The 22,135-nt window shown below is 71.0% G+C and carries 20 protein-coding genes; 3 read left to right on the top strand and 17 right to left on the bottom strand.

Annotation, left to right across the window (positions count from 1 at the left end; translation table 11 throughout):
* The first annotated feature begins 73 nt into the window (after nt 1-73).
* Complete coding sequence (locus tag KYX17_RS07600; protein ID WP_243226372.1) at nt 74-1,138, top strand: hypothetical protein; 1,065 nt, start codon at nt 74-76, stop codon at nt 1,136-1,138.
* A gap of 1 nt (nt 1,139) precedes the next feature.
* Here the strand turns inward: KYX17_RS07600 and KYX17_RS07595 are convergent, their stop codons facing one another.
* From KYX17_RS07595 to rpmB, 5 genes are all read right to left on the bottom strand, one after another.
* Nucleotides 1,140-3,173, bottom strand: a complete 2,034-nt coding sequence (locus KYX17_RS07595) for a cytochrome c oxidase assembly protein (RefSeq protein WP_243226371.1) — start codon at nt 3,171-3,173, stop codon at nt 1,140-1,142.
* Between the two features lie 92 nt (nt 3,174-3,265).
* Entirely contained in the window at nt 3,266-3,553 is a 288-nt protein-coding gene (locus KYX17_RS07590; RefSeq protein WP_137418589.1) for an HU family DNA-binding protein, read from the bottom strand.
* Nucleotides 3,554-3,811: 258 nt separating this feature from the next.
* A complete protein-coding gene (rpsN, locus tag KYX17_RS07585) occupies nt 3,812-4,117 on the bottom strand; it encodes a 30S ribosomal protein S14 (protein ID WP_137418588.1) in 306 nt (101 codons plus the stop codon).
* 3 nt (nt 4,118-4,120) lie between these two features.
* On the bottom strand, nt 4,121-4,291 hold the full coding sequence (gene rpmG / locus KYX17_RS07580; protein WP_005051772.1) for a 50S ribosomal protein L33: 171 nt from the start codon (nt 4,289-4,291) through the stop codon (nt 4,121-4,123).
* The gene (rpmB, locus tag KYX17_RS07575; RefSeq protein WP_137418587.1) at nt 4,291-4,527 is read right to left on the bottom strand and encodes a 50S ribosomal protein L28; all 237 of its coding nucleotides are present in this window, start codon (nt 4,525-4,527) and stop codon (nt 4,291-4,293) included. Before rpmB ends, rpmG begins: the two co-directional genes overlap by 1 nt.
* A gap of 299 nt (nt 4,528-4,826) precedes the next feature.
* Between rpmB and KYX17_RS31985 the strand changes: the two genes are divergently transcribed.
* Nucleotides 4,827-9,599, top strand: a complete 4,773-nt coding sequence (locus tag KYX17_RS31985) for an SCO7613 C-terminal domain-containing membrane protein (RefSeq protein WP_283818106.1) — start codon at nt 4,827-4,829, stop codon at nt 9,597-9,599.
* On the opposite strand, the gene KYX17_RS07565 is transcribed toward KYX17_RS31985, so the two are convergent.
* Genes KYX17_RS07565 through KYX17_RS07530 form a run of 8 tightly spaced genes read right to left on the bottom strand, consistent with a single transcriptional unit; the run spans nt 9,583 to nt 16,579 of the window.
* Entirely contained in the window at nt 9,583-10,266 is a 684-nt protein-coding gene (locus KYX17_RS07565; RefSeq protein ID WP_243226370.1) for a DNA-3-methyladenine glycosylase, read from the bottom strand. The genes KYX17_RS31985 and KYX17_RS07565 overlap by 17 nt on opposite strands.
* Entirely contained in the window at nt 10,263-11,681 is a 1,419-nt protein-coding gene (locus tag KYX17_RS07560; RefSeq protein ID WP_243226369.1) for a hypothetical protein, read from the bottom strand. The genes KYX17_RS07565 and KYX17_RS07560 overlap by 4 nt, the downstream gene beginning before the upstream one ends.
* Nucleotides 11,671-12,435 (bottom strand): TIGR03943 family protein, encoded by a 765-nt coding sequence (locus KYX17_RS07555; protein ID WP_243226368.1) that lies wholly within the window; start codon nt 12,433-12,435, stop codon nt 11,671-11,673. Before KYX17_RS07555 ends, KYX17_RS07560 begins: the two co-directional genes overlap by 11 nt.
* A complete protein-coding gene (locus KYX17_RS07550; protein ID WP_374208931.1) occupies nt 12,428-13,468 on the bottom strand; it encodes a permease in 1,041 nt (346 codons plus the stop codon). The genes KYX17_RS07555 and KYX17_RS07550 overlap by 8 nt, the downstream gene beginning before the upstream one ends.
* Nucleotides 13,452-13,862 carry a Fur family transcriptional regulator gene (locus tag KYX17_RS07545; protein ID WP_243226367.1) on the bottom strand — a complete coding sequence of 137 codons (411 nt, stop codon included), beginning with the start codon at nt 13,860-13,862 and terminating at the stop codon, nt 13,452-13,454. The genes KYX17_RS07550 and KYX17_RS07545 overlap by 17 nt, the downstream gene beginning before the upstream one ends.
* A 46-nt stretch (nt 13,863-13,908) precedes the next feature.
* The gene (locus tag KYX17_RS07540) at nt 13,909-14,769 is read right to left on the bottom strand and encodes a metal ABC transporter permease (protein WP_243226365.1); all 861 of its coding nucleotides are present in this window, start codon (nt 14,767-14,769) and stop codon (nt 13,909-13,911) included.
* Nucleotides 14,766-15,587: a metal ABC transporter ATP-binding protein gene (locus tag KYX17_RS07535; RefSeq protein ID WP_243226364.1), complete on the bottom strand. Its 822-nt coding sequence runs from the start codon at nt 15,585-15,587 to the stop codon at nt 14,766-14,768. The genes KYX17_RS07540 and KYX17_RS07535 overlap by 4 nt, the downstream gene beginning before the upstream one ends.
* Complete coding sequence (locus tag KYX17_RS07530; protein ID WP_243226363.1) at nt 15,584-16,579, bottom strand: metal ABC transporter solute-binding protein, Zn/Mn family; 996 nt, start codon at nt 16,577-16,579, stop codon at nt 15,584-15,586. The genes KYX17_RS07535 and KYX17_RS07530 overlap by 4 nt, the downstream gene beginning before the upstream one ends.
* Before the next feature lie 145 nt (nt 16,580-16,724).
* Between KYX17_RS07530 and KYX17_RS07525 the strand changes: the two genes are divergently transcribed.
* Entirely contained in the window at nt 16,725-17,108 is a 384-nt protein-coding gene (locus KYX17_RS07525; protein ID WP_243226362.1) for a hypothetical protein, read from the top strand.
* Nucleotides 17,109-17,373: 265 nt separating this feature from the next.
* On the opposite strand, the gene KYX17_RS07520 is transcribed toward KYX17_RS07525, so the two are convergent.
* The 4 genes from KYX17_RS07520 to KYX17_RS07505 form a co-directional block, all read right to left on the bottom strand.
* A complete protein-coding gene (locus KYX17_RS07520; RefSeq protein WP_243226361.1) occupies nt 17,374-18,684 on the bottom strand; it encodes a dihydrolipoamide acetyltransferase family protein in 1,311 nt (436 codons plus the stop codon).
* A 183-nt stretch (nt 18,685-18,867) separates the two neighbouring features.
* A complete protein-coding gene (locus KYX17_RS07515; RefSeq protein ID WP_243226360.1) occupies nt 18,868-19,851 on the bottom strand; it encodes an alpha-ketoacid dehydrogenase subunit beta in 984 nt (327 codons plus the stop codon).
* A complete protein-coding gene (locus tag KYX17_RS07510) occupies nt 19,848-20,954 on the bottom strand; it encodes a thiamine pyrophosphate-dependent enzyme (protein ID WP_243227272.1) in 1,107 nt (368 codons plus the stop codon). Before KYX17_RS07510 ends, KYX17_RS07515 begins: the two co-directional genes overlap by 4 nt.
* A gap of 55 nt (nt 20,955-21,009) precedes the next feature.
* Nucleotides 21,010-22,107 (bottom strand): histidinol-phosphate transaminase, encoded by a 1,098-nt coding sequence (locus tag KYX17_RS07505; RefSeq protein WP_243226359.1) that lies wholly within the window; start codon nt 22,105-22,107, stop codon nt 21,010-21,012.
* Between the last annotated feature and the right edge of the window lie 28 nt (nt 22,108-22,135).

Raw genomic sequence — 22,135 nt, 5'->3', positions numbered from 1 at the left:
GCGCCACGCGGCCGGATGACGCCCGACGGCGACTCCCCGCTGTTTCGCGGGGTCCCTTTCCTAGACTTGCCCCGTGAGCCGCTTGAGACGATCCCGGCGCCCCGGCGTGCGCCTGGCGTTCGATCTCACGACGCTCGGCCTCGTCGGCGCGCTCCTGATCGCAGCCCTGGGCGCCGGAACGGCGGCCCTGTACCAGGAGTTCTACAGCCCGTCCGCCTTCGTGCAGCGCTATCTGAACATGCTCGAATCGGGGCGCGCCGCCGACGCTCTGGCGCTGCCGGGCGTCTCGCTCGACTCCTCCGAGCTGACGGATGCGGGGCTCCCCGCATCCGCGTCCGACGCGCTCCTGCGCAGCGCCGCGCTCAGCTCCCTCACCGACGTCCACGTCGTCTCCGAACAGGTCGACGGCGCCGACACGGTCGTGACGGCCAGCTACGTCGCCGGCGGACACGACGGGACCACCGCGTTCCGGGTGCGCAGCAACGGGTCGCTCGGCATCATCCCCACGTGGCGGTTCAGCCAGAGCCCTCTCGCGGTCATGAACCTCATGGTCCTCGGTTCGTCCACCTTCGACGTCAACGGATTCCGCGTCGACCGCCGCCAGGTCTCCCCCGACGGCGTCGACGCCGACCCCGTGGCTCCCGTGTCGCTGCTGGTGTTCTCACCCAACCTCTACTCGGTGACGGTCGACAGTGCGCTCTCGACCTCCGAGGGGCTCGCGGTTCTCGCGGACGCGCCGATGGTCGATGTCCCCGTCACGGTGCAGACCACACCGACGGACGAGTTCGTCAAGGTCGTGCAGCAGCGGGTCGAGGAGTTCCTCACCGCGTGCAGCACGCAGCAGGTGCTGCAGCCGACGGGCTGCCCGTTCGGCTTCATCGTGCGCAACCGCGTCGAGAAGCTCCCGACGTGGTCGATCACGCAGCAGCCCACCATCGAGGTCCTCCCCAACGGTGCGGGCTGGGTCATCCCCGACGCGGATGCGGTCGCGCACATCGATCTCGAGGTGCGCTCACTGGCCGACGGTTCGCTGCGCGAGGTGTCCGAGGACGTACCGTTCGTGGTGAACGGCACGATCGACATCCTCCCCGACGGCACGGCGTCGATCCGCGTCGGAGGCTACGACCCGGGGCTCTGAATCAGCCCTCGCCGCGGCGCGCGTCGCGCGCCGCGATGGCAGCCAGGCGCGCGTTGTACTCCTCGAGCTCCGCGTCGCCGGTGCGATCGGCGTGACGGTCGTTGGAGCGCTGCAGACGTTCGTCGCTGCGGCTCCACTGGATCGCCACCGTGATGCCGAGGATGAGGGACGGGATCTCTCCGATACCCCAGGCGACACCGCCGCCGACGTACTGGTCCTCGAGCGGCGTCGCGCCCCACGTGCGGCCCATCGAGCCGAACCACTCGGCGGCGAACAGGCCCGTCTGCATCATGATCGCCACGCCGAAGAACGCGTGCATCGCGATCACGACCACGAGAGTCAGCAGCCGGAATGGGTAGGGGAAACGCAACGGCACCGGATCGATCCCGATGAGCGAGAGCACGAACAGGTAGCCCGTGATCAGGAAGTGCGTCACCATCCAGACGTGCCCGAGGTGGTCGTAGAGAGACCACCGGAACAGGTCGGTGTAGTAGAAGATCCACAGCGACGCCACGAAGTTCAGTGCGGTGAAGATCGGATGCGTGACGACCTTCGCGAACGGCGTGTGCACCGCCCACAGGATCCACTCGCGCCCGCCGCGGGTGCCGTCGTCGCGTTTGCGGATGGCGCGCAACGCCAGGGTCACCGGGGAACCTGGTACGAGCAGCAGCGGGATCGCCATCGTGAGCAGCATGTGGCCGACCATGTGCACGCTGAACAGGTACTCCTGATACGCGTTCACCGCGCCCGAGGTCACCCACAGCAGGAGGAGCATGCCGGCGACCCACATGATCGTGCGGTAGAGCGGCCAGCGGTCGCCACGGCGACGCAAGCGCCACACGCCCGCGAGATAGAAGAAGATCCCGAACGCGACGACGAAGAGCCAGAGCAGGTCGATGTTCCACGCCGTGATCCAACGCAGCGGCGTGAGCTCCGGCGGTAGGGGAGCGTCGGTGAGGAACTCGGCGGGGGTGCGCGCGATGGGCGGCTGCTGGTCGGTGGGCGGAGGCGTGCGCGCGAGGGCGGCGGCTGCCCCGCTCGCGATGCCCATGAGAGCCAGCTCCACGCCGATGAGCGTCCAGAACCGCCGGGCGCTCGCATTCTCGTTCATCCGCGAGATGAGCCGCAGCCGGTACCAGGCGCCCAACAGGCCGAGCCCGATGAGGGCCACGACCTTGACGGCGAGGATCCCGCCGTAGGGGCTCAGCAGGGCGGGCAGCGCCTCGACGCTGACCCAGGCACGGACGGACCCCGACACCGCGACGACGATGAACGCGACCAGAGCGATGCTGGAGTACCGCCGCAACAGGGCGATCTGACCCGAGCGCGCCACGACCGGTCGGATCACAACGAGCAGCACGAGACCGCCCAGCCAGACCGCGGCGGCCAGGATGTGCAGCACGAGCGAGGTCACCGCGACGCTGTGGTTCTCCAGCTCCCCCGAGTGGCCCTGCGTTCCCATGGGCACGAGGGAGGCGAGCGCCAGGATCGCGACGAGCAGGGTCGGCGTCCACGCACGCACCGCGAAGGTCAGCACCGTGAGCACGGCGCCGGCGACGGTGGTGATCAGCCACGTACGGCCGAGCTCGACCTCGACGAGGAAGCGGCCCAGCTGCTGTCCGAAGACCGCATCCGCGCTGGGAGCCGCGTTGAAGACGTTGACGAACGTGAAGAAGCCGGTGACGGCCGCGGCGACGGTGAACACCGCGGCCCCGATGGATGCGGTGTCCAGCGCGACTTCGAACGCGCGATCCTCGGGCCGCAGACCGAACAGCGCCAGCACCAGAGCGCCGACCATGGTCGCGGCTGCCAGATTCAGCACGAGCGTGGCGATGGGAAGACCCCACCGCACGACCGGCCCGGCGTCGGCGATGACGAGCGGGGCGGCACCCCCGCCGTATGCCAGGGCGAGGATGAGAGCGACGAAGGCGGTGACTCCCAGGATGACCGGACCCGCCACGCGCAGCGTTGTCGCCGAGGCCGCTCCGGGCCCGCCCGAGCGGGGGCCGGCGGCACGGGCGGAGGCGGTCGTCATCACTGCTCCAGCCTAGGCGCGCTGCGCTGTCAGCTCGCCCAGACGACGAAAAGGGGGGAGCCTCACGGCTCCCCCCTCACGGCGTTCGTCGATTACTTGACGGCAGCCTTGAGCTTCGAACCGGCGGTGACCTTCACGCGCTTGCCGGCGGGGATGGCGATCTCGGCACCCGTCTGCGGGTTGCGGCCGGTGCGAGCGGAGGTCTCGACCTGCTCGAACGCGATCCAACCGGGGATGGAGACCTTGGTGCCCTTGGCGACGGCCTCGGAGACCGTGGAGAAGAGGGAGTCGAGCACGCTCGACACGGTGGACTGGCTCTGTCCCGTGGCGCTGGCGATGCTCGCAACGAGCTCGGTCTTGGTGATGGACTTGTCGGCCATGTGGGTTGTCCTCCAGGCGGCGGTACGCCGCTTTCTTGACTTCGGTCCGGGGCTCGGCCCCGGTTGGTCGGATCGACCGTGCACGAATATACCCACGAACCCCGTGATTCCGCGGATTTTGGGCGTGAACCGCCCACATCCGACGGCGTGTCTCACCCGAAATCACCCAAATGGGTCCGAATCGGCCCCTCGTGGCGCCCGCAAACGACGAAGGCCCGGAACCTCAGGGGTTCCGGGCCTTCGTGCGGATGCGGGTGCTTACCAGCTGGACTTGGTCACACCGGGCAGCTCGCCACGGTGGGCCATGTCGCGGAAGCGCACACGCGAGATGCCGAACTTCGACAGCACACCGCGGGGGCGGCCGTCGATGACGTCACGCGAACGCAGGCGCACGGGCGACGCGTTGCGCGGCAGCTTCTGCAGGCCGACACGGGCGGCCTCGCGCTGCTCGTCGGTGGACTCGGGCGAGACGAGCGCCTTCTTCAGCTCGGCGCGCTTGGCGGCGTAGCGGTCGACGACCTCCTGGCGCTGCTTGTTGCGCGCGATCTTGCTCTTCTTAGCCATGGATCAGCGCTCCTCTCGGAATTCGACGTGCTTGCGGATGACCGGGTCGTACTTCTTGAGCACGATGCGGTCGGGGTTGTTGCGACGGTTCTTGCGCGTCACGTAGGTGTAGCCCGTGCCGGCGGTCGAACGCAGCTTGATGATCGGACGGACGTCCTGTGCCTTCTTCGCCATTAGAGCTTCACACCCTTCGCGATGAGGTCCTTGACGACGGACTCGATGCCGCGTGCGTCGATGACCTTGATGCCCTTCGCCGAGACGTTGAGCTTGACGTTACGACCGAGCGAGGGCACGTAGTACGTCTTCTTCTGCACGTTCGGGTCGAAGCGGCGCTTCGTCCGGCGGTGCGAGTGCGAGATGTTGTGACCGAAGCCGGGAACCGCTCCAGTCACCTGGCACACTGCTGCCATGGTGATGTCTCCTTCTGTACCGTGACGCCGGACGGCGCCACCCAAGATCCCTTGTCTGCGCCCACGATCGACCCGGCCGTTTCCGACCCGGAAGAGGATGTGGACACGAACTGCGCGCAGGAGTGCGCACAGACAAGGAGTCAGTCTAGCACGCGCGGCGTGTCGCCTTGACGAGCACCCTCCCCCGCCGATCTCCGCGCCACCGTTGTCCACAGCGCACCGTGCACTGACGCTCTGGAGCGACGCCACCCTGCCACGATGACGTGACGGCAGCGATCGCCGTCGATTCGGGGGAGACGATGACGGACACACCGCAGGGCGGCCGCTGGCCTGCATCCGCGCGCGAACTCGGCGACCCGCACAAGTGCCCGTCCTGCTTCGCCGTCATCACCGGCTCGCCGTGCGCCGTCTGCGGCCAGCCACTCGACGACCCGCGGATGGGCCAGGTCCTCGCGATCGGCCAGACGATGGCGGATGCGGAGGCCACGCGCCAGAGCATCATGGCGGCCGTCCGCGAGAGCGCCGTCGCCGCACGACAGGCGGCCCTCGCCGAGCGGGCGGCCCTGGCAGAGCAGGCAGCTCTCGCGGCCCGCCAGCAGGCCGCCGCGCCGGCCACTGTCATCACCGCGCCCGGTACCGTCGCCGCGGCGACGTCGGACGCTGCGGACGCCCGTGCGCACGAGTCCGGCGCCGCTCCCGTCGATCCTGTGCATTCCGCACCGGCTCCCGCATCCCCGCCTCCCCCATCGCCGGCTCCCGCGCCGGCGCCCCGCCGACGCCGCCTCACCGTGCCCGTGCTGCTGCTCATCGTGGGCGTCTCGCTCGTCGGCATCGCGGCGGTGTTCTTCCTGCTGCTCGCCTGGTTCGTCGCCGGCATCGCGTTGCGCGCGGTGATCGTGGGTGCGATCACGCTTCTCACGATCGGCGGCGCGTCGCTCCTGCGACGGCGGGGCCTCACGGCAACGGCGGAGGGCATCGCCGCGCTCGGCGTCGTGCTGCTGGCACTCGACACCTGGGCGGTGTACGCCAACGATCTGTTCGGCGCGGCGAGCCTCCGAGCGGCCGTCTGGACCGGCATCGGCGCCCTCGCGGTGGCGGTCATCGGCCGCACGTGGGCCCTGTTCTCACGTCTGCGCACCCCCGACCTCGCCGCATCCCTCGCGTTGCCCGCGGGATGCGGGTTCCTGCTCGGCGGCGCCGTCGCACCGCTATCCTCCGAGGCGCTGATCGCGGGGCTCCTCGGCGCCGCGGTCGGCGGACTCGTGCACGCGTTCCCCGCCCCCGCATCCTCGGCCCGATCGGGCGCTGATGGCACCCTCGAGCGCCTCGTGCTCGCGATCGTCGGACTATCCGCCCTGGCGGCGGGCGCGCTGCTGACGCCGCTGTTCGTCGAAGGGGTCGGCGGAGCGATCTGGGCAAACGCCGGCGTGTTCGTGATCGGGTCCGCGTACGCCTTCGTGCTGCGCCCCGCGGCGCCCGCGCGGGTCGCCGGCGCGTGGCTCGGCGCCGCCGCATCCGTGCTGGCGGCCCTCGCTCTCGCGACCGCGGGGTGGCAGCTCGCCGCCCGGAGCGATCTGCCCGTGTTCGGCGTGCTGATCGCTCCCGTCCTGGCCGTCGCCACAGCGGTGGCGCTGGACCAGGCGCGGATGCGGGCGCCCTGGCTGGTTCCCGCCGCGATCGCCGCCGGCGTCGTCGCGGTCGGCTCGCTCGCCGTGCACATCCTGATGTGGTCTGTGCGGGCCGCGCTGGCGATCTCCGAGACCTGGGTGCCGTGGCGCACAGAGGCGTTCGAGGCCGCCGGCGGCTCGCTCGAGATCCCCCTCCTGGCGCTCGTCGCAGCGACGGTGCTCAGCGTGCTCCTCTTCATCGCTCCCACGGCGCAACGAGGCTCCCTGCGGCACGTGCGCCCGGTGGTGTGCGCTCTTCTGCTGACCTCCGCCGCGGCCCTCACGCTGATCCCCGCGGCCGCGGTCGCCGCGGGTGTCGTCGTCGCGGTCGCATCGGTCGTCGCGATGCGCAGACGTGCGGACACGACGGGATGGCTCATCGCGGGCTTCATCGGCGCCGGCGCCGCCTACCTGACCGGCTTGTCTGCCCTCTGGTTGTGGATCGCCGCGGTGGTCGTCGTGGCGTTGCTGCCCGTAGCTCACCGGTGGGCCGCACGCGCCACGGGCGGGCTCGCGGCGGCTCTCGCCGTGGTCCCGATCGGCGTGCTCGCGGTGTCGGCGACGATCGCGCCGAACGCGCTGGCCGTGCAGCTCGGCGGGGCATCGGATGCGGCCGCCGCGGGCAGCGCCTTCGTTCTTCTGCAGTGGGTCGCGTTGGTGGCGGCGCTCGCCTCGTTGCTCGGTTGGCGCGACGCCGCATCGCGCCGGGCGCTCGCCCTCGCGACGACCGTGCTGCTCGCCGTCTCCCTCCCCGCCGCGGCGGCGCTGGGTACCTCGCCGCTCGCCGAGCGCGCCCTGCTCGAACCGGGCCTGGGCATCGCGCGGGCGGCCCTGCTGGTCGTCGCGTTGATCGCGCTGACCGCGCGCCACCGCGAGAGCCCCATCTCCTGGGCGAGCGCCCTGTTCGTCGCACCCGCGGCGGCATCCGGCACGGTGGCCCTGCTCACCGTCCTCGTCGCGCCGCTGTTCACCACCGCACTCGTGACGGCGGCGGTGGCAGCGCTCGTCGTCGCGGCCGCTGCCGCGGTCGCGCTGCGCGCCCGCATCCCGCACGTGCGACTGGCGTCCGACCTGGGCGCGGCGATCGTGATCGCGGTCGCGGCGTGGCCGACGCCGCTTCCGCGCGGTCGGGTGCTGTTCCCCGTGCCGACGGAGTGGGGCGGCGCGTTCGTCGCGATCGTCGCGATCGCCATCGGCGCCGCATCCTTCACGCGGGGATGGCGGGCGACGACCGCGGGCGGCGTGCCACTGGCCGCGGCGCCGCGGCGCCTGCTGGCCTGGCCGGCGTTCGCGGCAGCGACCGCGGCGCTGTGGCTGTGGCTCGCCTCTGCGTGGCCCGGAGCCGCCCTCGAGGCGTATGTCGTCCCGCCGGCCGCCGGGCTCGTCGTCTTCGCGCTCCTGCTGAATCGGCTCGGCCGCCTGCCCGAGGCGACGATCGCAGCGGCGCTCGGAGTCGGCGTGGGTCTTCTGCCGCCCGCGGCCACCGCGCTCGACGCAGACACGGTGCGCGGCGTCGTCGTGGCCGCGGCCGCCACCGCCATCGCCGGGGCGTCGGCGTTCTGGCCGCGGCTGCGTTCGTCTGCTCCCGGGCTGGCCGCGGCGACGACGGCACTCGGCGCACTGCTGCTCGCGGTAAGCGGCCTCGTCATCACCGGACCCGAGGTGGCGAGTGTGTGGGCTGCGGCGGGAGTGGCAGTGACGCTGATCGCCTGCGTCGGCCTCGCGCGGGCGGGCTCCGCAGCCGCGGTGAGCGTCGCGACCGTCGCGGGTCCCGTCGCGACCCTCGTCGCCGCGGGCGCCGTCCTCGACGCGGTCGCAACGCACGACTCGCTCGTGGTGGGTCTGGCGCTCATCCTCGCCCTGCTCGCCCTGCACCTGGTTTCCGCCGGCGCGCACCGCATCCCGTTGACACCGGCGCTGCGCTGGACGACGTGGGGCGTGGCCCTGATCGCCGGCGCCCTGATGCTCGCCGGCGGCGTGTTCACCCGGGTCGAGCTGGCCTTCGTCCCCGTCGGGATCGCCCTCGCGGCGGGGGCCGTTCTGGCCGCCGTGCGCGCCGACCGCACCAGCCCGCTCGAGCGGGCCGCATGGTTGGCGGGACTCGCACTCACCGCGCTGCCGAGCGTCTTCGCCCCCGTCGAACCGCTGCGCACGTGGCTGGTGATCGCGCTTGCGCTCGCGGGTGCCCTCATCCTGGTGCTGGCTCCGGTGCCCGACGTCGGCCGTCTCAAGACGCCCTCCGTGCTCGTGCTCCTCGCCGCCATCTGGGCGATGGCGGTCCGCAGCGCAGGAACGGATGCGGCGGCACCCACGATCGCGTCCCTCGTCGTCGGCATCGGCACGGTCGCGGTGGCGGTCGGCCTGGTCCGCATCGGCGCGCGAGCCGGCGTCCCCGCATCCGTCGCCGCGGTGGGCTCCGCCTTCGTCGTCACAACTGTCGCCCTGCGGCTTGACGGGGCACCGGCGACGACCGCCGTGACGATGAGCGCCGCAGCGCTGGTCGGTATGGCATCCGCCCTCGTGCTCGGACGCGAGCGTTGGCGTGGCGTCGCGGCCGTCGCGGCGGTCGCGAGCGCGGTGACCCTCGCCACGGCGGCGGGAATCCGCATCCTGCTTCTCACGGAGCGGGCCGCACCGCTGTTCACGGTCGAGCCGGAGATCTGGAGTCTCGCGGCGCTCGGGCTGGTCACCGCCATCGTGATCGCGGCGCTGCGCACTCGCGCCGGCGCGAGTGTCGATCTCGCCGCGATGATCGTGCTCTCCGCGGCGGTCGGCGCGTTCACGATCGCCGAGCTCGCCGTGTTCGACACGGCGCAGTCCACGGTCCGCGTCTTGCTGATCATGGTCGTGCTGAGCGCTGCCGGAATGTCGGGCTGGGCGCTGCGCCGCCGCAGCGGCCTCGTCCTGCTCTGCGCAGCCGGCGCCTTCGCCCTCGTCACCGCGGCATCGACGGCGCCTGCGGTGATCACGATCATCGAGGTGATCACCGTGCCGCCCGCTCTCGCGGGACTCGCGGTGGGCGTCGTCCGGATGCGGGCCGAACCCGCCCGGCGCTCATGGCCCGCACTCGGCGGGTGGCTCGCGCTCGTGACGCTGCCGTCGCTCGCATACGATTTCGACCCCGACGCGGCGCTGTGGCGCGTGATCGCCCTGGGCGCCATGGCCATCGCCCTCGTGATCATCGGAGCGGTCCGCGCTCTCCAGGCGCCGCTCGTGGTGGGCTCGGCGGTACTGCTCGTGCACGCGATCGCGCAGCTGTGGCCGTGGATTGCCGCCGCCTACGTGGCCTTCTGGTGGCTGTGGCTGGGCCTCGGCGGGGTCGCACTGATCTTCCTGGCGGCCCGCTACGAGAAGCGGATGCGGGCCATCAAGGCGGCCTTCGCCGCCGTCACCGCGCTGCGCTGAGCGCGGGTCCGGCGCCGCGCCCCCAGCGGAACGCCGAGACGGTGGGGTCGTCGGGGATCCAGAAGCGCCAGGGGAACTCGTCGCCGCCGGCGACACCCGCCACCCCGACGCGCGGCCCGGTGGCGATGTCTCGGCGCGGGCTCACCGGCAGGAGGAGTCGGGCCCGAGCTCCTGCCCGCATGTCGCCGGTCACCGCGTCGATGCCGTCGTGCACGGGATGGCGCAGCCCCGACGCATCGCCGAGCCGGCCCGGTCCGCGGGCGAGATCCCGGTCCTGGCGCACCACACCGCGCGCGCTCCGCCGGCGACGCGCCGCATCCGCACCCTCGACGACCTCCGCTCCGCGCAGCAGCACACCGCCGGCGACCCCCGCAGGCCCGCAGACCACGTTCACGCAGGAGTGGATGCCGTGGCTCAGGTACACGTACAGGTGACCGGGCTCACCCCACATCGTGGCGTTGCGAGGTGTCGGTCCCATGCGGGCGTGCGACCCCGGATCGGGAACGTCGCCCGTTCCGCGCCCGTGGTACGCCTCGACCTCGCTGAGGCGCAGCACGACGCGTTCGCCGTCGAGCTCGACCTCGAGCAGCGCATCGAGCAGGCGCGGCGCAACCTCCACCGGCAGATCGGTCAGCGCCTCGCGCGTGGCCGGCACGTGGGTCGTCATCGCAGCGGAACCTGGCACCACGAGATGTCGAAGGCGCCGAGGCTGGACACCTCGGTCTCGCTGTCGAGATCCAGGATGTGGGTCTCGACCGTCTCGGGCACCGGCAGGGCGTAGCTCGTCACGTACGGGTTCTTGGCCGCATCCGGCTGCACGAGCACGGCCGCGTACCGCCCCGACGGCGACACGCACGTCTGCAGCAGCGCTGAGCTCGCCGCCACCGTGAACACCGGTTTCGCGTGGCCCTCGCCGTCGACCAGCAGCAGCGAGGAGCCGGCGCCGTTCGGATCGGTGTATTGACGCAGCGTCCGATCGCCCGTCAGCGGAACGACGCCGCCGAGGTAGCCCGTCGCATCCTGCGCCGTGACGAGCGGCTCCTCCGAACCGTCGACGAGCGAGATCGTGACGAGCCCGTCTGCGCGCAGCACGATGGCCGTCGTCGAACCGCGGGCGATGCCCTCGATCTGCGCGGCCGCCCCCAGGTCGACGGGATCGACGCCCGACGGCGGCGCGAGCAGCAACCGGCCTTGGAACGAGAGCATGAGGATGCTGTCGGTATCGGGCACGAAGCTCCACTGCGCCACGCTCGCCGGTTCGCCCGACACGTCGATGCGGGTCGGTGGAGTGTCGGCGTCGGCCGGTTTGAGCGAAGCGGTGTAGAGCACGCTCGCCCGGGCTCCCGCGGCCGTCATATCGGGGTCCGTGTAGGTGTAGCCGATCGTCTCGCCCCGATCGGCGGTCTGCAGGTCCTGGATCGGCCCCGTGCCGGGCAAGGGGAGAGATCGCTGTCCCTGCCCGTCGAGGTCGGTCACGATGAGCTCGTTCGAGCCGTCGTCGTCGACGACCGACATCACGAGGTGCGCGCTCGTCGCCCGGAAGTCCTCGATGTGGCGGTGCGTGAAGACGGGAACAGCGTCCTCCCCCGAGAGCGACGTGCGAAAGACGGTGTCGTGCTCGCCGTCTTCGCCGCGTTGAAGCAGGTACACCGACAACGGCGGCGTGCGGAAGCTCTCGGTGAGCGTGACGGCCGCATCCGATCCCTGCCCGGTGACACCCGCGATGGTGACCGTGTAGTCGGTGTCGTCGCGCAGGGGCAGCGTGAAGCGCACGCCTATGCTGCGACCGGACGTCTCCACCGCGAAGTCCGAGACGGGACTCACCGTGACCTGCGAGGGGTCTATCGAGGTGAGCGTCTGCGACGTGGTGAGGATCAGGCGCGAGCCGGATGTGGACACCGCCGCCTGCGGGTCGAACTGCACGTTCGTCACCCTCGGGCCCTGGAGGGTCCCGACCGCTCCCGCGGCGCCTCCCGCGAGCGCCAGCAGCGCCAGCACGATCGCGAACGCCCCGAGATATGCGCGGATGCGGCGGCGCCGGGACTGCTCCCGTCGCGACGGGCGCGCGGCGTCAGTACTCATAGGGATCGCTCGGCTCGCCGATCGGCGTGACCTGTTCCGCCACGATCGCCAGCTGTCCGGATCCGGTCGCGCGCACCGTGCCGGAGACGGTGACCCACTGCCCGGTGGACGGCGCCGCCGCATCCGCCGAGATGGACAGGCGCGCCGGCTGCGCGTCGATCACGCAGTGCGTGATGACCAGACGACTGAGGTCGAATCCGCCGTCGATGTCGCCGCTGACGAAGCCCGTCAGGGTCACCGAGTCGCCCTCGAACGCATCGGGGTTGGTCGCCGTGGCGAACACGGCAGCCCAGTCGCCCACCCCGAACTTGGAGGTGTCGCCGGTCGAGGCGAGCGAGACCACATCCGATCCGGCGAACAGCGGAGGTGCGCCGACGTCGCGGGATGCGGCGAGCTCTGCCGAGAGGGATGCGGGCGGAAGCGCCAGCATCGTGACCACGACGCCGGACGCGAGAACGCCGCCGGCCACCGCCGCAACCGCGCCCGGCGACACGCGGCGCTCGTGAGCGTGATGCGCGTGGTCGTCGTGGGGGACCTCGCCGTGGTCGTGGCCGTGGTCGTCTTCCGCGCCCAACGGCAGCACGAAGCTCAGCGCCGTGCCGACGAGCACGACAACGGCCATGCCGATGGCGAACCAGGCGCCGTCGGGGTTGATGTACAGGCCGATGCGGCCGGTGACGGCCAGCACGAGGGTGATGACGGCGACGGCCGCGGCGAGTCCCGCGCCCAGCCAGCGGGTGAGAACGCTACGCAAGGAGATTCACCACCGCTCCGAGCGCGAAGGCGAACAGCAGGACCGTCGTGACGATCCCGACGAGCGCGCGGGTGGTGAACGTCGTGCGCAGCAGGGCGATCATCTTCACGTCCACCAGCGGACCGGTCACCAGGAAGGCGACGAGCGAGCCGGGGGTGAACGTCGAGGCGAAGGAGAGCGCGAAGAAGGCGTCGATGTTCGAGCAGATCGAGACGACGATGGCCAGCACCATCATCGCGACGATGGACAGCACGGGATTGGAGCCGATCGCCAGCAGCGCGTTGCGCGGCACCAGCACCTGCACGGCGCCGGCGAGCGCGGAGCCGATGACGAGGGCGGGCATCACCGCGCGCAACTCGACGAGGAACTGCGCCAGAGAGCGGCGCCCGCGGCCGCCGCGCTCGTGCACGACGATCTCGCACGTGGCGCGGAACCGGTCGGTCAGCAGCGCGTCGGGTGCCGGGTGGCGGCTGTAGAGCCATCCGATGAGGTTCGCGACCGCGTACCCGCCCAACAGGCGCGCGACGAGGATGCCGTCGCTGAAGCCGAAAGCCTGGTGCGTCGTGATGATGACGATGGGGTTCACGATCGGCGCCGCGATCAGGAAGGTCATGGTCTCGGAGACGCTGAATCCCCGCATGAGCAGGCCGCGCGCGAACGGGACGTTGCCGCATTCGCACACCGGCACGATCATGCCCAGCAGCGACAGCACCGCCCGCCGCGCCCAGGCGCGACGCGGCATCCACCGCTCCAGAACTCCCGCAGGCAGCCACACCTGCACGAGGATCGAGAGCACGACTCCCAGCGCCACGAACGGCAACGACTCGATGAGCACGCTGAGCGCGAGGGTCACGCCGTCCTGGAGCCGCGTGGGGACGTCCGCCGGAAGCAGCTGCGGCACGAAGATGTAGATCGCCGCCATGACGACGATGAGCGCCAGCCCGAGGCTCAGCGCCACGGACGTCCGCGAGCCGGACGAGCGCTGTGGGGGCGCCGACCTCGCGCGCTCGGTGCGACTAGTCGTCACGCTCATTCGACCGGGCGGCTGTGCACGCACCGCAGAGCCCGAAGATGTCGACGACGTGCTCGGCCGAGGTGAAACCGTGGCTCGCGGCCGTGCGCTGGGCCCACTCCTCGACCTCCGAGGCCTCGATCTCGACAGTGAGACCGCACTGGCGGCAGATGAGGTGGTGGTGGTGGCCGCTCGTCACGCAGGCGCGGTAGAGGTTCTCGCCCTCCGGGCTCTGCAGCGAGTCGGCGTCGCCGCCGGCGGCGAGCCCCGCGAGCGCACGGTAGACCGTGGCCAGGCCGATGCCGGTGTTATCGTCGCGCAACCGCGCGTGCAGCGTCTGGGCGCTGACGAAACCCTGCGCGTCGGAGAGGGCTTCGCGGACGCGCTCGCGCTGCCAGGTGTTGCGCTGAGCCATGCCCGAATCCTACCCGCGCACCCTGGCAGCGGGCCGGGCAGTCTTCTCAGGCGGCACGCGTCACACGGTCGCGGCGCGCACCGATCACCCGGCAGACGATGTAGATGACGAACGAGATCGTCGTGATGTACGGACTCACCGGCAGAGTGCCCGCGACCGCGAGCAGGATGCCGCCGACGGCCGACACGACGCCGAACAGCGCCGCCCAGAGCGGAACCGCGAGCGGGCCGGTCGAGATGCGCATCGCGGCGGCAGCGGGGGTCACCAGCAGCGCGAGCACGAGCAGCGCGCCGATGATGTGCACGGCGACGGCGACGATGAGTCCCAGCAGCAGCATGAACGCGAGGGAGACGGCCCTCGTGGGCACGCCGCGCGCGGCGGCCGACTGGGGATCCAGCGAGTCGAAGCGCAGCGGACGCCAGATCAGCAACAGGCCCACCAGCACGACGGCCGCGATCGCGATGAGCACGCCGAGCTGTCCCGTCTGCACGGAGACGATCTGCCCGGTGAGCAAGCTGAACCGGTTGGCGCTTCGTCCGTTGTACAGCGAGAGGAAGAGGATGCCGAGGCCGAGGCCGAAGGGCATCAGCACGCCGATGATCGAGTTGCGATCGCGCGCCCGGGAGCCGAGCCAGCCGATGAGGGCGGCCGCGATCATCGAGCCGACGATGGATCCCGTCACGACGTCGAAGCCGAGCAGGAGCGCCGCGGCGGCACCGGCGAAGGAGAGCTCGCTGATCCCGTGCACCGCGAAAGCCATGTCGCGCTGCATCACGAACACACCGATGAGACCGCCGACGATGCCGAGCACGGCGCCGGCCCACACGGAGTTCTGGACGAGCTCGAGGATCTGACCGTACTGGGCCACGCCTCCGAACAGCGCGTCGCCGACGTCGCTCCAGTTCATGCGTGGTCCTCGTGGTCGTGATGGTGGTGGTGCGACTGCTCCGCATCCGGCGCTCCGACGACGACGAGGCGTCCGCCCGCGCGCAGAACGTGCACGGGAGCCCCGTACAGCTCGCTCAGCACCGTGGAGTCGAGCACCTGGTCGGGGGTGCCGAGCATGAAGGTGCCGCCGGCGATGTAGAGGATGCGGTCGACCGTGTCGAGCACTGGGTTGATGTCGTGGGTGACCAGCAGCACGCCCGCTTGCCGCTGGCGGCGATGCCGGTCGATGAGCGACACCACCGCCTGTTGGTTGGCGAGGTCGAGGCTCGTGAGGGGCTCGTCGCACAGCAGCAGGCGCGGGTCGTCGGCGAGCGCCTGCCCGACGCGAAGCCTTTGCTGCTCCCCGCCCGAAAGGAGCCCGACGGGGCGGTCGGCGAAGGTCTCGGCGCCCACGGCAGCGAGGAGCTCGTCGATGCGCGCTCGGTCGCGGCGGCGGGAGATCGGCAGGCCGAAGCGGTGCCCGTCCACGCCGAGGGCGACGACGTCACGGCCGCGCATGGAGGTGTCGCGCGGCAGCGGCCGCTGCTGGGGGATGTAGCCGATGCGGCGGTTCCCCGCTCGGGTGACCGGCGCCCCGAGAGCGGTGATCGTTCCCTCGCTGAGCCGGTCGAGGCCGAGGATGGCACGCAGCAGCGTCGTCTTGCCCGCGCCGCTGGGGCCGAGCACGGCCACCAGCTCGCCGGGCGCGACGGTCAGATCCAGCCCGCGCCACAACTCGCGTCCGCCGCGCCGAAGCGCAGCGGACGCGATGACGAGCGGGTCGCGCTCTGTCGTCACTTGGCGAGGGCCCCGGCGAGGTCCTCGATGTTCTTCTGCATCCACTGGATGTAAGTCTGGTCGTCCGGACGCGTTTCCGTGAACTCGAGCACCGGAATACCGGCGGCGTCCGCCGCATCGATGATCTGCGTCGTCTCGGCGCCGCCCGCCTGCGCGTTCGCGATCACGACCTTGACGTCACCCGACTTCACCTCGTTGAGCGCGTCGAGCAGAACGGCGGCGGGAACGTCCTGGCCCTCTTCGACCGCCTCGCTGAACTCGTCGGGTGTGGCGTTCTCCAGCCCCGCTGCGGCGATCAGGTACCCCGGCACCGGCTCCGTCACGAAGACCTCGGCACCGCCGTGGGCCGACTTGATGTCGTCGAGGGACTTCTCGAGGCCGGCGACCTGCGCGAGGAAGGCGGTCGAGTTCGCCTGGAAGGTCTCCGCCTTGTCGGGGACGAGGCGCGAGAGCTCCTCGGTGATGGCCTCCGTGACGTGCTCGATCGTGTGCGGGTCGTACCAGACGTGCTCGTTGAAGCCCTCGATGTGGTCGTGGTCGTGGTCCAGCTCGGAGTGCGGGCTCGCTTCGAGCTCGTCCGTGTCGTGCTCGGTCGCCTCCGTGCCCTGCCAGCTGTCGGAGTACTCGGCCGCGACGATGACCGGTGCCTCGGACTTGCTCGCGTCGATGAGCGAATCCATGAAGGCGTCGTACCCGCCGCCGTTCTGGATGATGAGGTCGGCCTTCTGCACCGTCAGCTGGTCGGCCGCGGTGGCCTCATACTCGTGCGGGTCCTGTGCGGCCGACGAGATCACGGGCGTGATCGTGGCCGCATCCCCCGCGATCTCCTCGGCGATCTGGCTGTAGACGTTCGTCGAGGTGACGATGGTGATCGCGTCGTCGGAGGCGGAGCTCTGCGACGGATCGGCCGTGGCCGACGCGCATCCGGCGAGGGCGAGGGCGGCGCCGGCGACGAGGGCGGGCGCGAGGAGGAGTCGGGTCTTCAGGGGCATGACGATCACCTTACGCCTACTGATAATCGTTATCAAAATCGTCGCTGCGTCCCTGCTCCCGATACGCCCGAGTTGCGTCGCATGTGCGCAGCCGCGCCACTTCTGCGCATCTGCGGCAGTTAACGACAGGCGCGGTTGCGCAAAAGTGTCGCCCATCGACGGGCTGTCGCCGGGCGGGATGCGGCGGGCCAGCAGCATCCGCGTCGATACGGTGGGCGGATGCGCTCCCTCCCGCACACCGGGCGCGCGGTGGGTCGAGGACCTCGCTACCGCGATCCGCTCGGCCGATGTGATCATCACCGACGACCCCGGCCGCCACGCGGAGGTCCTCGCGCCGTACCGGATCACCGCCTCGCTGCTGGATGCGGCGCCTCGTGGTGTCCGGCTCAACCCGTGCCCGCCGTTCATCCGCGGTCGCGAGGTCAGCGACGACGCGGTGACGCATCCGGCTTTCGTCGGTCACGCGTTCAAGAGGGCACTGCTGCCGGTGCACCAGGCCGTGATGGCGTTCTGCCTCGGTCTCGGGTAGATCCGGCGCGGGTCGGGCCTGCTCCGGCGCGGGCTCGGCCGGATTCGGCGGACTCGGGCGGCTCCGGCGCGGGATCGGGCGGACTCGGGCGCACGAGCGACACTTCTCCGCATCCGCGACAGAGAAGCACTGTGGCGGATGCGGAAAGCTATGGCGTCTGCGCACATGCGACGCAACTCGGGCACCAAAATGCGGCCACCGGCACCGGCACCGGCACCGGAGCACCAGGCCGCGGGGGCACCGGGGCGGCAGACCCGGCGCGGGCTCACTCCACGAGGAGGGCGGGCTCCTCGAGGACGGCGGCGACGTCGGCGATGAAGCGGCTCATGCCGTCGCCATCGATGACGCGGTGGTCGAACGAGCCCGACACGGTGGTCACGAAGCGCGGGCGCACCTCGCCGTCGACGACCCACGGCTTCTGGCGGATCGTTCCCATCGCGATGATGCCGGCCTCGCCCGGGTTGATGATGGGGGTTCCCGCATCCATCCCGAAGACGCCGATGTTGGTGATCGTGATGGTGCCCTGCTGCTGGTCGGCGGGAGGGGTCTTGCCCTCTCGCGCCGTGAGCGTGAGGCGCTCCAGAGCCTTCGCGAGCTCTCGCATGCTGAGGTTCTGGGCGTCCTTGATGTTCGGGACGATGAGGCCTCGGGGCGTCGCCGCGGCGATACCGAGGTTCACGTAGTGGCGGAGGTTGATCTGCGCGCCGTCGTCGCCGTCGACCCACGCGGCGTTGACCATCGGCGTGCGGCGCACGGCCCAGATCACGGCGCGCGCCATGATCAGCAGCGGCGAGACCTTGACGTCGGCGTAGTCGGGCGAGGACTTGAGGCGCTTGACGAGCTCCATCGTGCGCGTCGCGTCGACGTCGGTCCAGACCGAGACGTGCGGCGCCGAGTAGGCGCTGCGCACCATGGCCGACGACGTCGCCTTGCGTACGCCCTTGACCGGGATCGACTCCTCGCGCGGATCGGCGGATGCGGCGACCGGGATCGTCTCCTCGCGCACCTCGGGCCACTCGGGCGTCTCGATGTTGCGGAAGACGCTCGCCTGCGACGCGTGCTTCACGACGTCGTCGCGCGTCACCTCGCCGCCGGCGCCGCTGGGCGTCACGGCCGACAGGTCGACACCGAGGTCACGGGCCAGCTTGCGGATGGGCGGCTTCGCCACGACGCCGGCGGCGGATGCGGCCGGTGCCGCGGCGGGCTTGCGACGACGCGAGGTGACGGCACCGGCGGAGCCGTAGCCGACGAGGACGGAGCCGCCCGCCTCGGGCTCGGCAGCGGGGGCCGGGAGCCCCGGGTCGCCGGGCACGGGAACGGCGGATGCGGGCGCCGCCGCATCCGAGATCGTGATGATGGGGGCTCCGACGTCGACCGTCTGCCCCTCCTCGACGAGCACCTCGCCGACCACACCTGCGAAGGGCGACGGCAGCTCGACCAGCGACTTCGCCGTTTCGATCTCGACGATCACGTCGTTGACGGCGACGGTGTCGCCGCTCTTGACGTGCCAGGTGACGATCTCGGCGTCGGTGAGGCCCTCGCCGACATCCGGGAGGTGGAAGGTCTGCGTGCTCATTGCGGTTCCTTTCGCCGTTCCTCACCCTCGAGACTGGGCCCACGCGTCCAGAGGCTCCGCGGCAGCGTAGCGGCCGTGGAGTGGACGTGGGGACAAGTTTGTGACGAGATCACGGGTAAACACCGTGATCTCGTGCTCGAAATGCAGTCTCGCGGTCATGAGGGGTGGGATGAGGGGCGGGGGTCAGTAGGCGAGGGCGCGGTCGACGGCCTCGAGGATGCGATCGGCATCGGGCAGATACTGCCCCTCGAGCTTGGCGGGCGGGAAGGGCACATCGAACCCGGACACGCGCAGCACCGGCGCCTCGAGCGAGTAGAACGCGCGCTCGGTGACGGTCGCGGCGATCTCGGAGCCGAGCGAGGTGAACTGCGGCGCCTCCTGCGCGTAGACCATGCGGCCGGTGCGCGCGACGGAGTCGAGGATCGGGCCGTAGTCCACAGGCGAGAGCGAGCGCAGATCGATGACCTCGCAGCTGGTCCCCTCGCTCTCGGCGAGCGCGGCGGCCTGCAGCAGGGTCGAGACCATCGCACCGTGACCGACGAGGGTCACATCGGTGCCCCGCCGCACGATGCGGGAAGCATACAGGGGCAGCGCGCGAGCCGAGAGGTCCACTTCGCCCTTGGGCCAATAGCGGCTCTTCGGCTCGAGGAAGACGACGGGGTCGTCGGAGGCGATCGCATCCTGGATCATCCAGTACGCGTCGTTCGGCGTGGACGGGCTCACCACGCGCAGGCCCGGGGTGTGCGTGAAGTACGCTTCGGGGCTCTCCTGGTGGTGCTCGACGGCGCCGATGTGTCCGCCGTAGGGGATGCGGATGACCACGGGCATGCGCAGCGCGCCTTCGTGGCGGTTCGTGAGCTTGGCTAGCTGCGTCGTGATCTGGTCGAAGCCGGGGAAGACGAAGCCGTCGAACTGGATCTCGCAGACGGGACGGAACCCGCCCATCGCGAGGCCGATCGCGGTGCCGATGATGCCCGATTCGGCGAGGGGCGTGTCGATCACGCGGTTCTTGCCGAACTCGGCCTGCAGACCCTCGGTGACGCGGAAGACGCCGCCGAGCGGACCAATGTCCTCGCCCATCAGCAGCACGCGGTCACTGTCGCGCATGGCCTGAGCCATGCCCGCGTTCAGGGCCTTGCTCATCGGCAGGGTGGTCATCTCGCTCATGCCTGACCTCCCTCGAGGGATGCTTCGTACTCGGCGAGCCAGCGCTTCTGCTCGTCGACGAGCGGATGCGGCTCGCTGTAGACGTGGTCGAACATCATGTCCGTGCCGATGGATCCCAGAGCGACCGTACGGGCGCGGACGTCCTCGGCGTAGTCGGCGGCGGCCGCATCCACCTCGGCGAAGAACGCGTCCGACGCGCCGCGCGAGCGCAGGTACGCCGCCATCCGGGCGATCGGGTCGCGCTCGGCCCAGGACTGCTCCTCGGCAGAGGTGCGGTACTTGGTCGGGTCGTCGCTGGTCGTGTGGGCGCCCATGCGGTAGGTCATCGCCTCGATCGCGCGGGGGCCTCCACCGGCTCGCGCCTCGTCGAGTGCCTGACGTGTGACGGCGAAGCTGGCCAGCACGTCGTTGCCGTCGACCTGGATGCTGGGCATGCCGTAGCCCTCGCCGCGTCGGTAGAGCGGCGCCGAGGCCTGGGTCGCGACGGGGACCGAGATGGCCCACTGGTTGTTCTGCAGGAAGAAGACCTGCGGTGCGCGATAGCTCGCCGCGAACACCATCGCCTCGTGCACATCGCCCTGGCTGGACGCGCCGTCGCCGTAGTAGACGATGACCGCCTCGTCACGATCGACGTCGCCGGTGCCCGTCTTGCCGTCGAAGACGAGGCTCATGCCGAAGCCGGCGGCGTGCAGCGTCTGCGAGCCGAGCACGAGCGTGTAGATGTGCGTGTTGCCGTTCTTCGGGTCGTACGGGTTCCACCCGCCGTGCGTGAGCCCGCGCATGAGCCGCACGATGTCGATCGGGTCGACGCCGCGGATGGTGCACACGACGTGTTCGCGATACGAGGGGAAGAGGTGATCCTGACTGCGTGCGGCGTGCGCCGAGCCGACCTGCGCCGCCTCCTGCCCCCAGCTCGGCGGCCAAAGGGCGAGCTGTCCCTGACGCTGGAGGTTCGTCGCCTGCCGGTCGAAGGCGCGCACGACCACCATGTCGCGGTAGAAGGTCTCGAGCTGGGCGTCGTCGATCGCGGCGATGGCGGCGAGGTACGGCTCGGCGGCGGGGGTCGGCGCGAAGGATCCATCCGCCGCCAGCACCCGCACCATCCGCGCGTCGTCGTCGGCCGGAGAGAACGTGTCGGGCGAGGTCACGGGCTCTACGCTATCTGCTGGCGGGATGGCCTTCTGGGAGGTCGCGCACAACGGATGTGGCAATTCGTAGGATCTGCTCGACAGACTCCTCTTCGCCGATCGAGATCCTCAGGCCGTCTCCCGCGAAGGCGCGGACCACCAGCCCGCCCTCGTCGAAGGCCGCCGCGGCGCCGGCCGTGGCCTCTCCCGTCGCAAGCCAGACGAAGTTGCCCTGCGCATCGGGAACCCGCCATCCGGCGTCACGAAGACCCGCCGCGACGCGGTCGCGACGCTCGGCGATCACCCGCACGCGCTCGAGCAGCTCGGCGTCGGCGTCGAGGCTCGCAAGCGCCGCCTCCTCGGCGGTGGCGGTGACCGAGAGCGGGATGGCGACGGCGCGCGCCGCATCCAGCACACGGCGATGACCGATCGCGTAGCCGATGCGCAGCCCCGCCAGCCCGTAGGCCTTGGAGAACGTGCGCAGGGCGACGACGTTCGGGCGGGTGACGCCCGTGCGGCGGAGGCCGTCGACGGCATCCGCCGCGGTCACGAACTCGGCGTACGCCTCGTCGAGGATGATCAGCACGTCGGCGGGCACGGCCGCCACGAAGGTGTCGAACTCGTCCTGCGTCACGACCGGACCGGTGGGGTTGTTCGGGCTGCAGACGATCACGGCACGGGTGCGCGGGGTGACCGCCGCCGCCATCGCGACCAGGTCGTGGCGACCCTCGGGCGTCAGCGGCACCTCGACACGGTCGGCGCCGGCGACCGTGACGAATCCCGGGTATGCCTCGAAGGACCGCCACGCGTAGACGACCTCGTCGCCCGGGCCGGCGACCGCGAGGATCAGCTGCGAGAGCAGCGACGCGCTGCCGGCGCCGATGTGCACCTCGTCCGCGTCGACGCCGTACCGCTCCGCGAGACGCACGCGGAGCCTCGCCGCGGTCGCGTCCGGGTAGCGGTTGACGGTCTCGGCCGCGCGCAGAGCCGCCAGCACGCGCGGCAGCGGCGCGAAGGGGTTCTCGTTGCTCGAGAGCTTGAACGCGTCGGCACCGGCCGGCTTCCCCTGTCGGTAGACCGGCAGGGCCGCGATCTCGGGACGCACACGAACGGGAATCGGCTCAGTCACACCGAGAGTCTAGGAGCGCGGATGCGGG

The sequence above is a fragment of the Microbacterium sp. CIAB417 genome (assembly GCF_022788845.1).
Note: the sequence above shows the minus strand (reverse complement) of the source record. Positions and strands in the feature narration are given on the sequence as shown.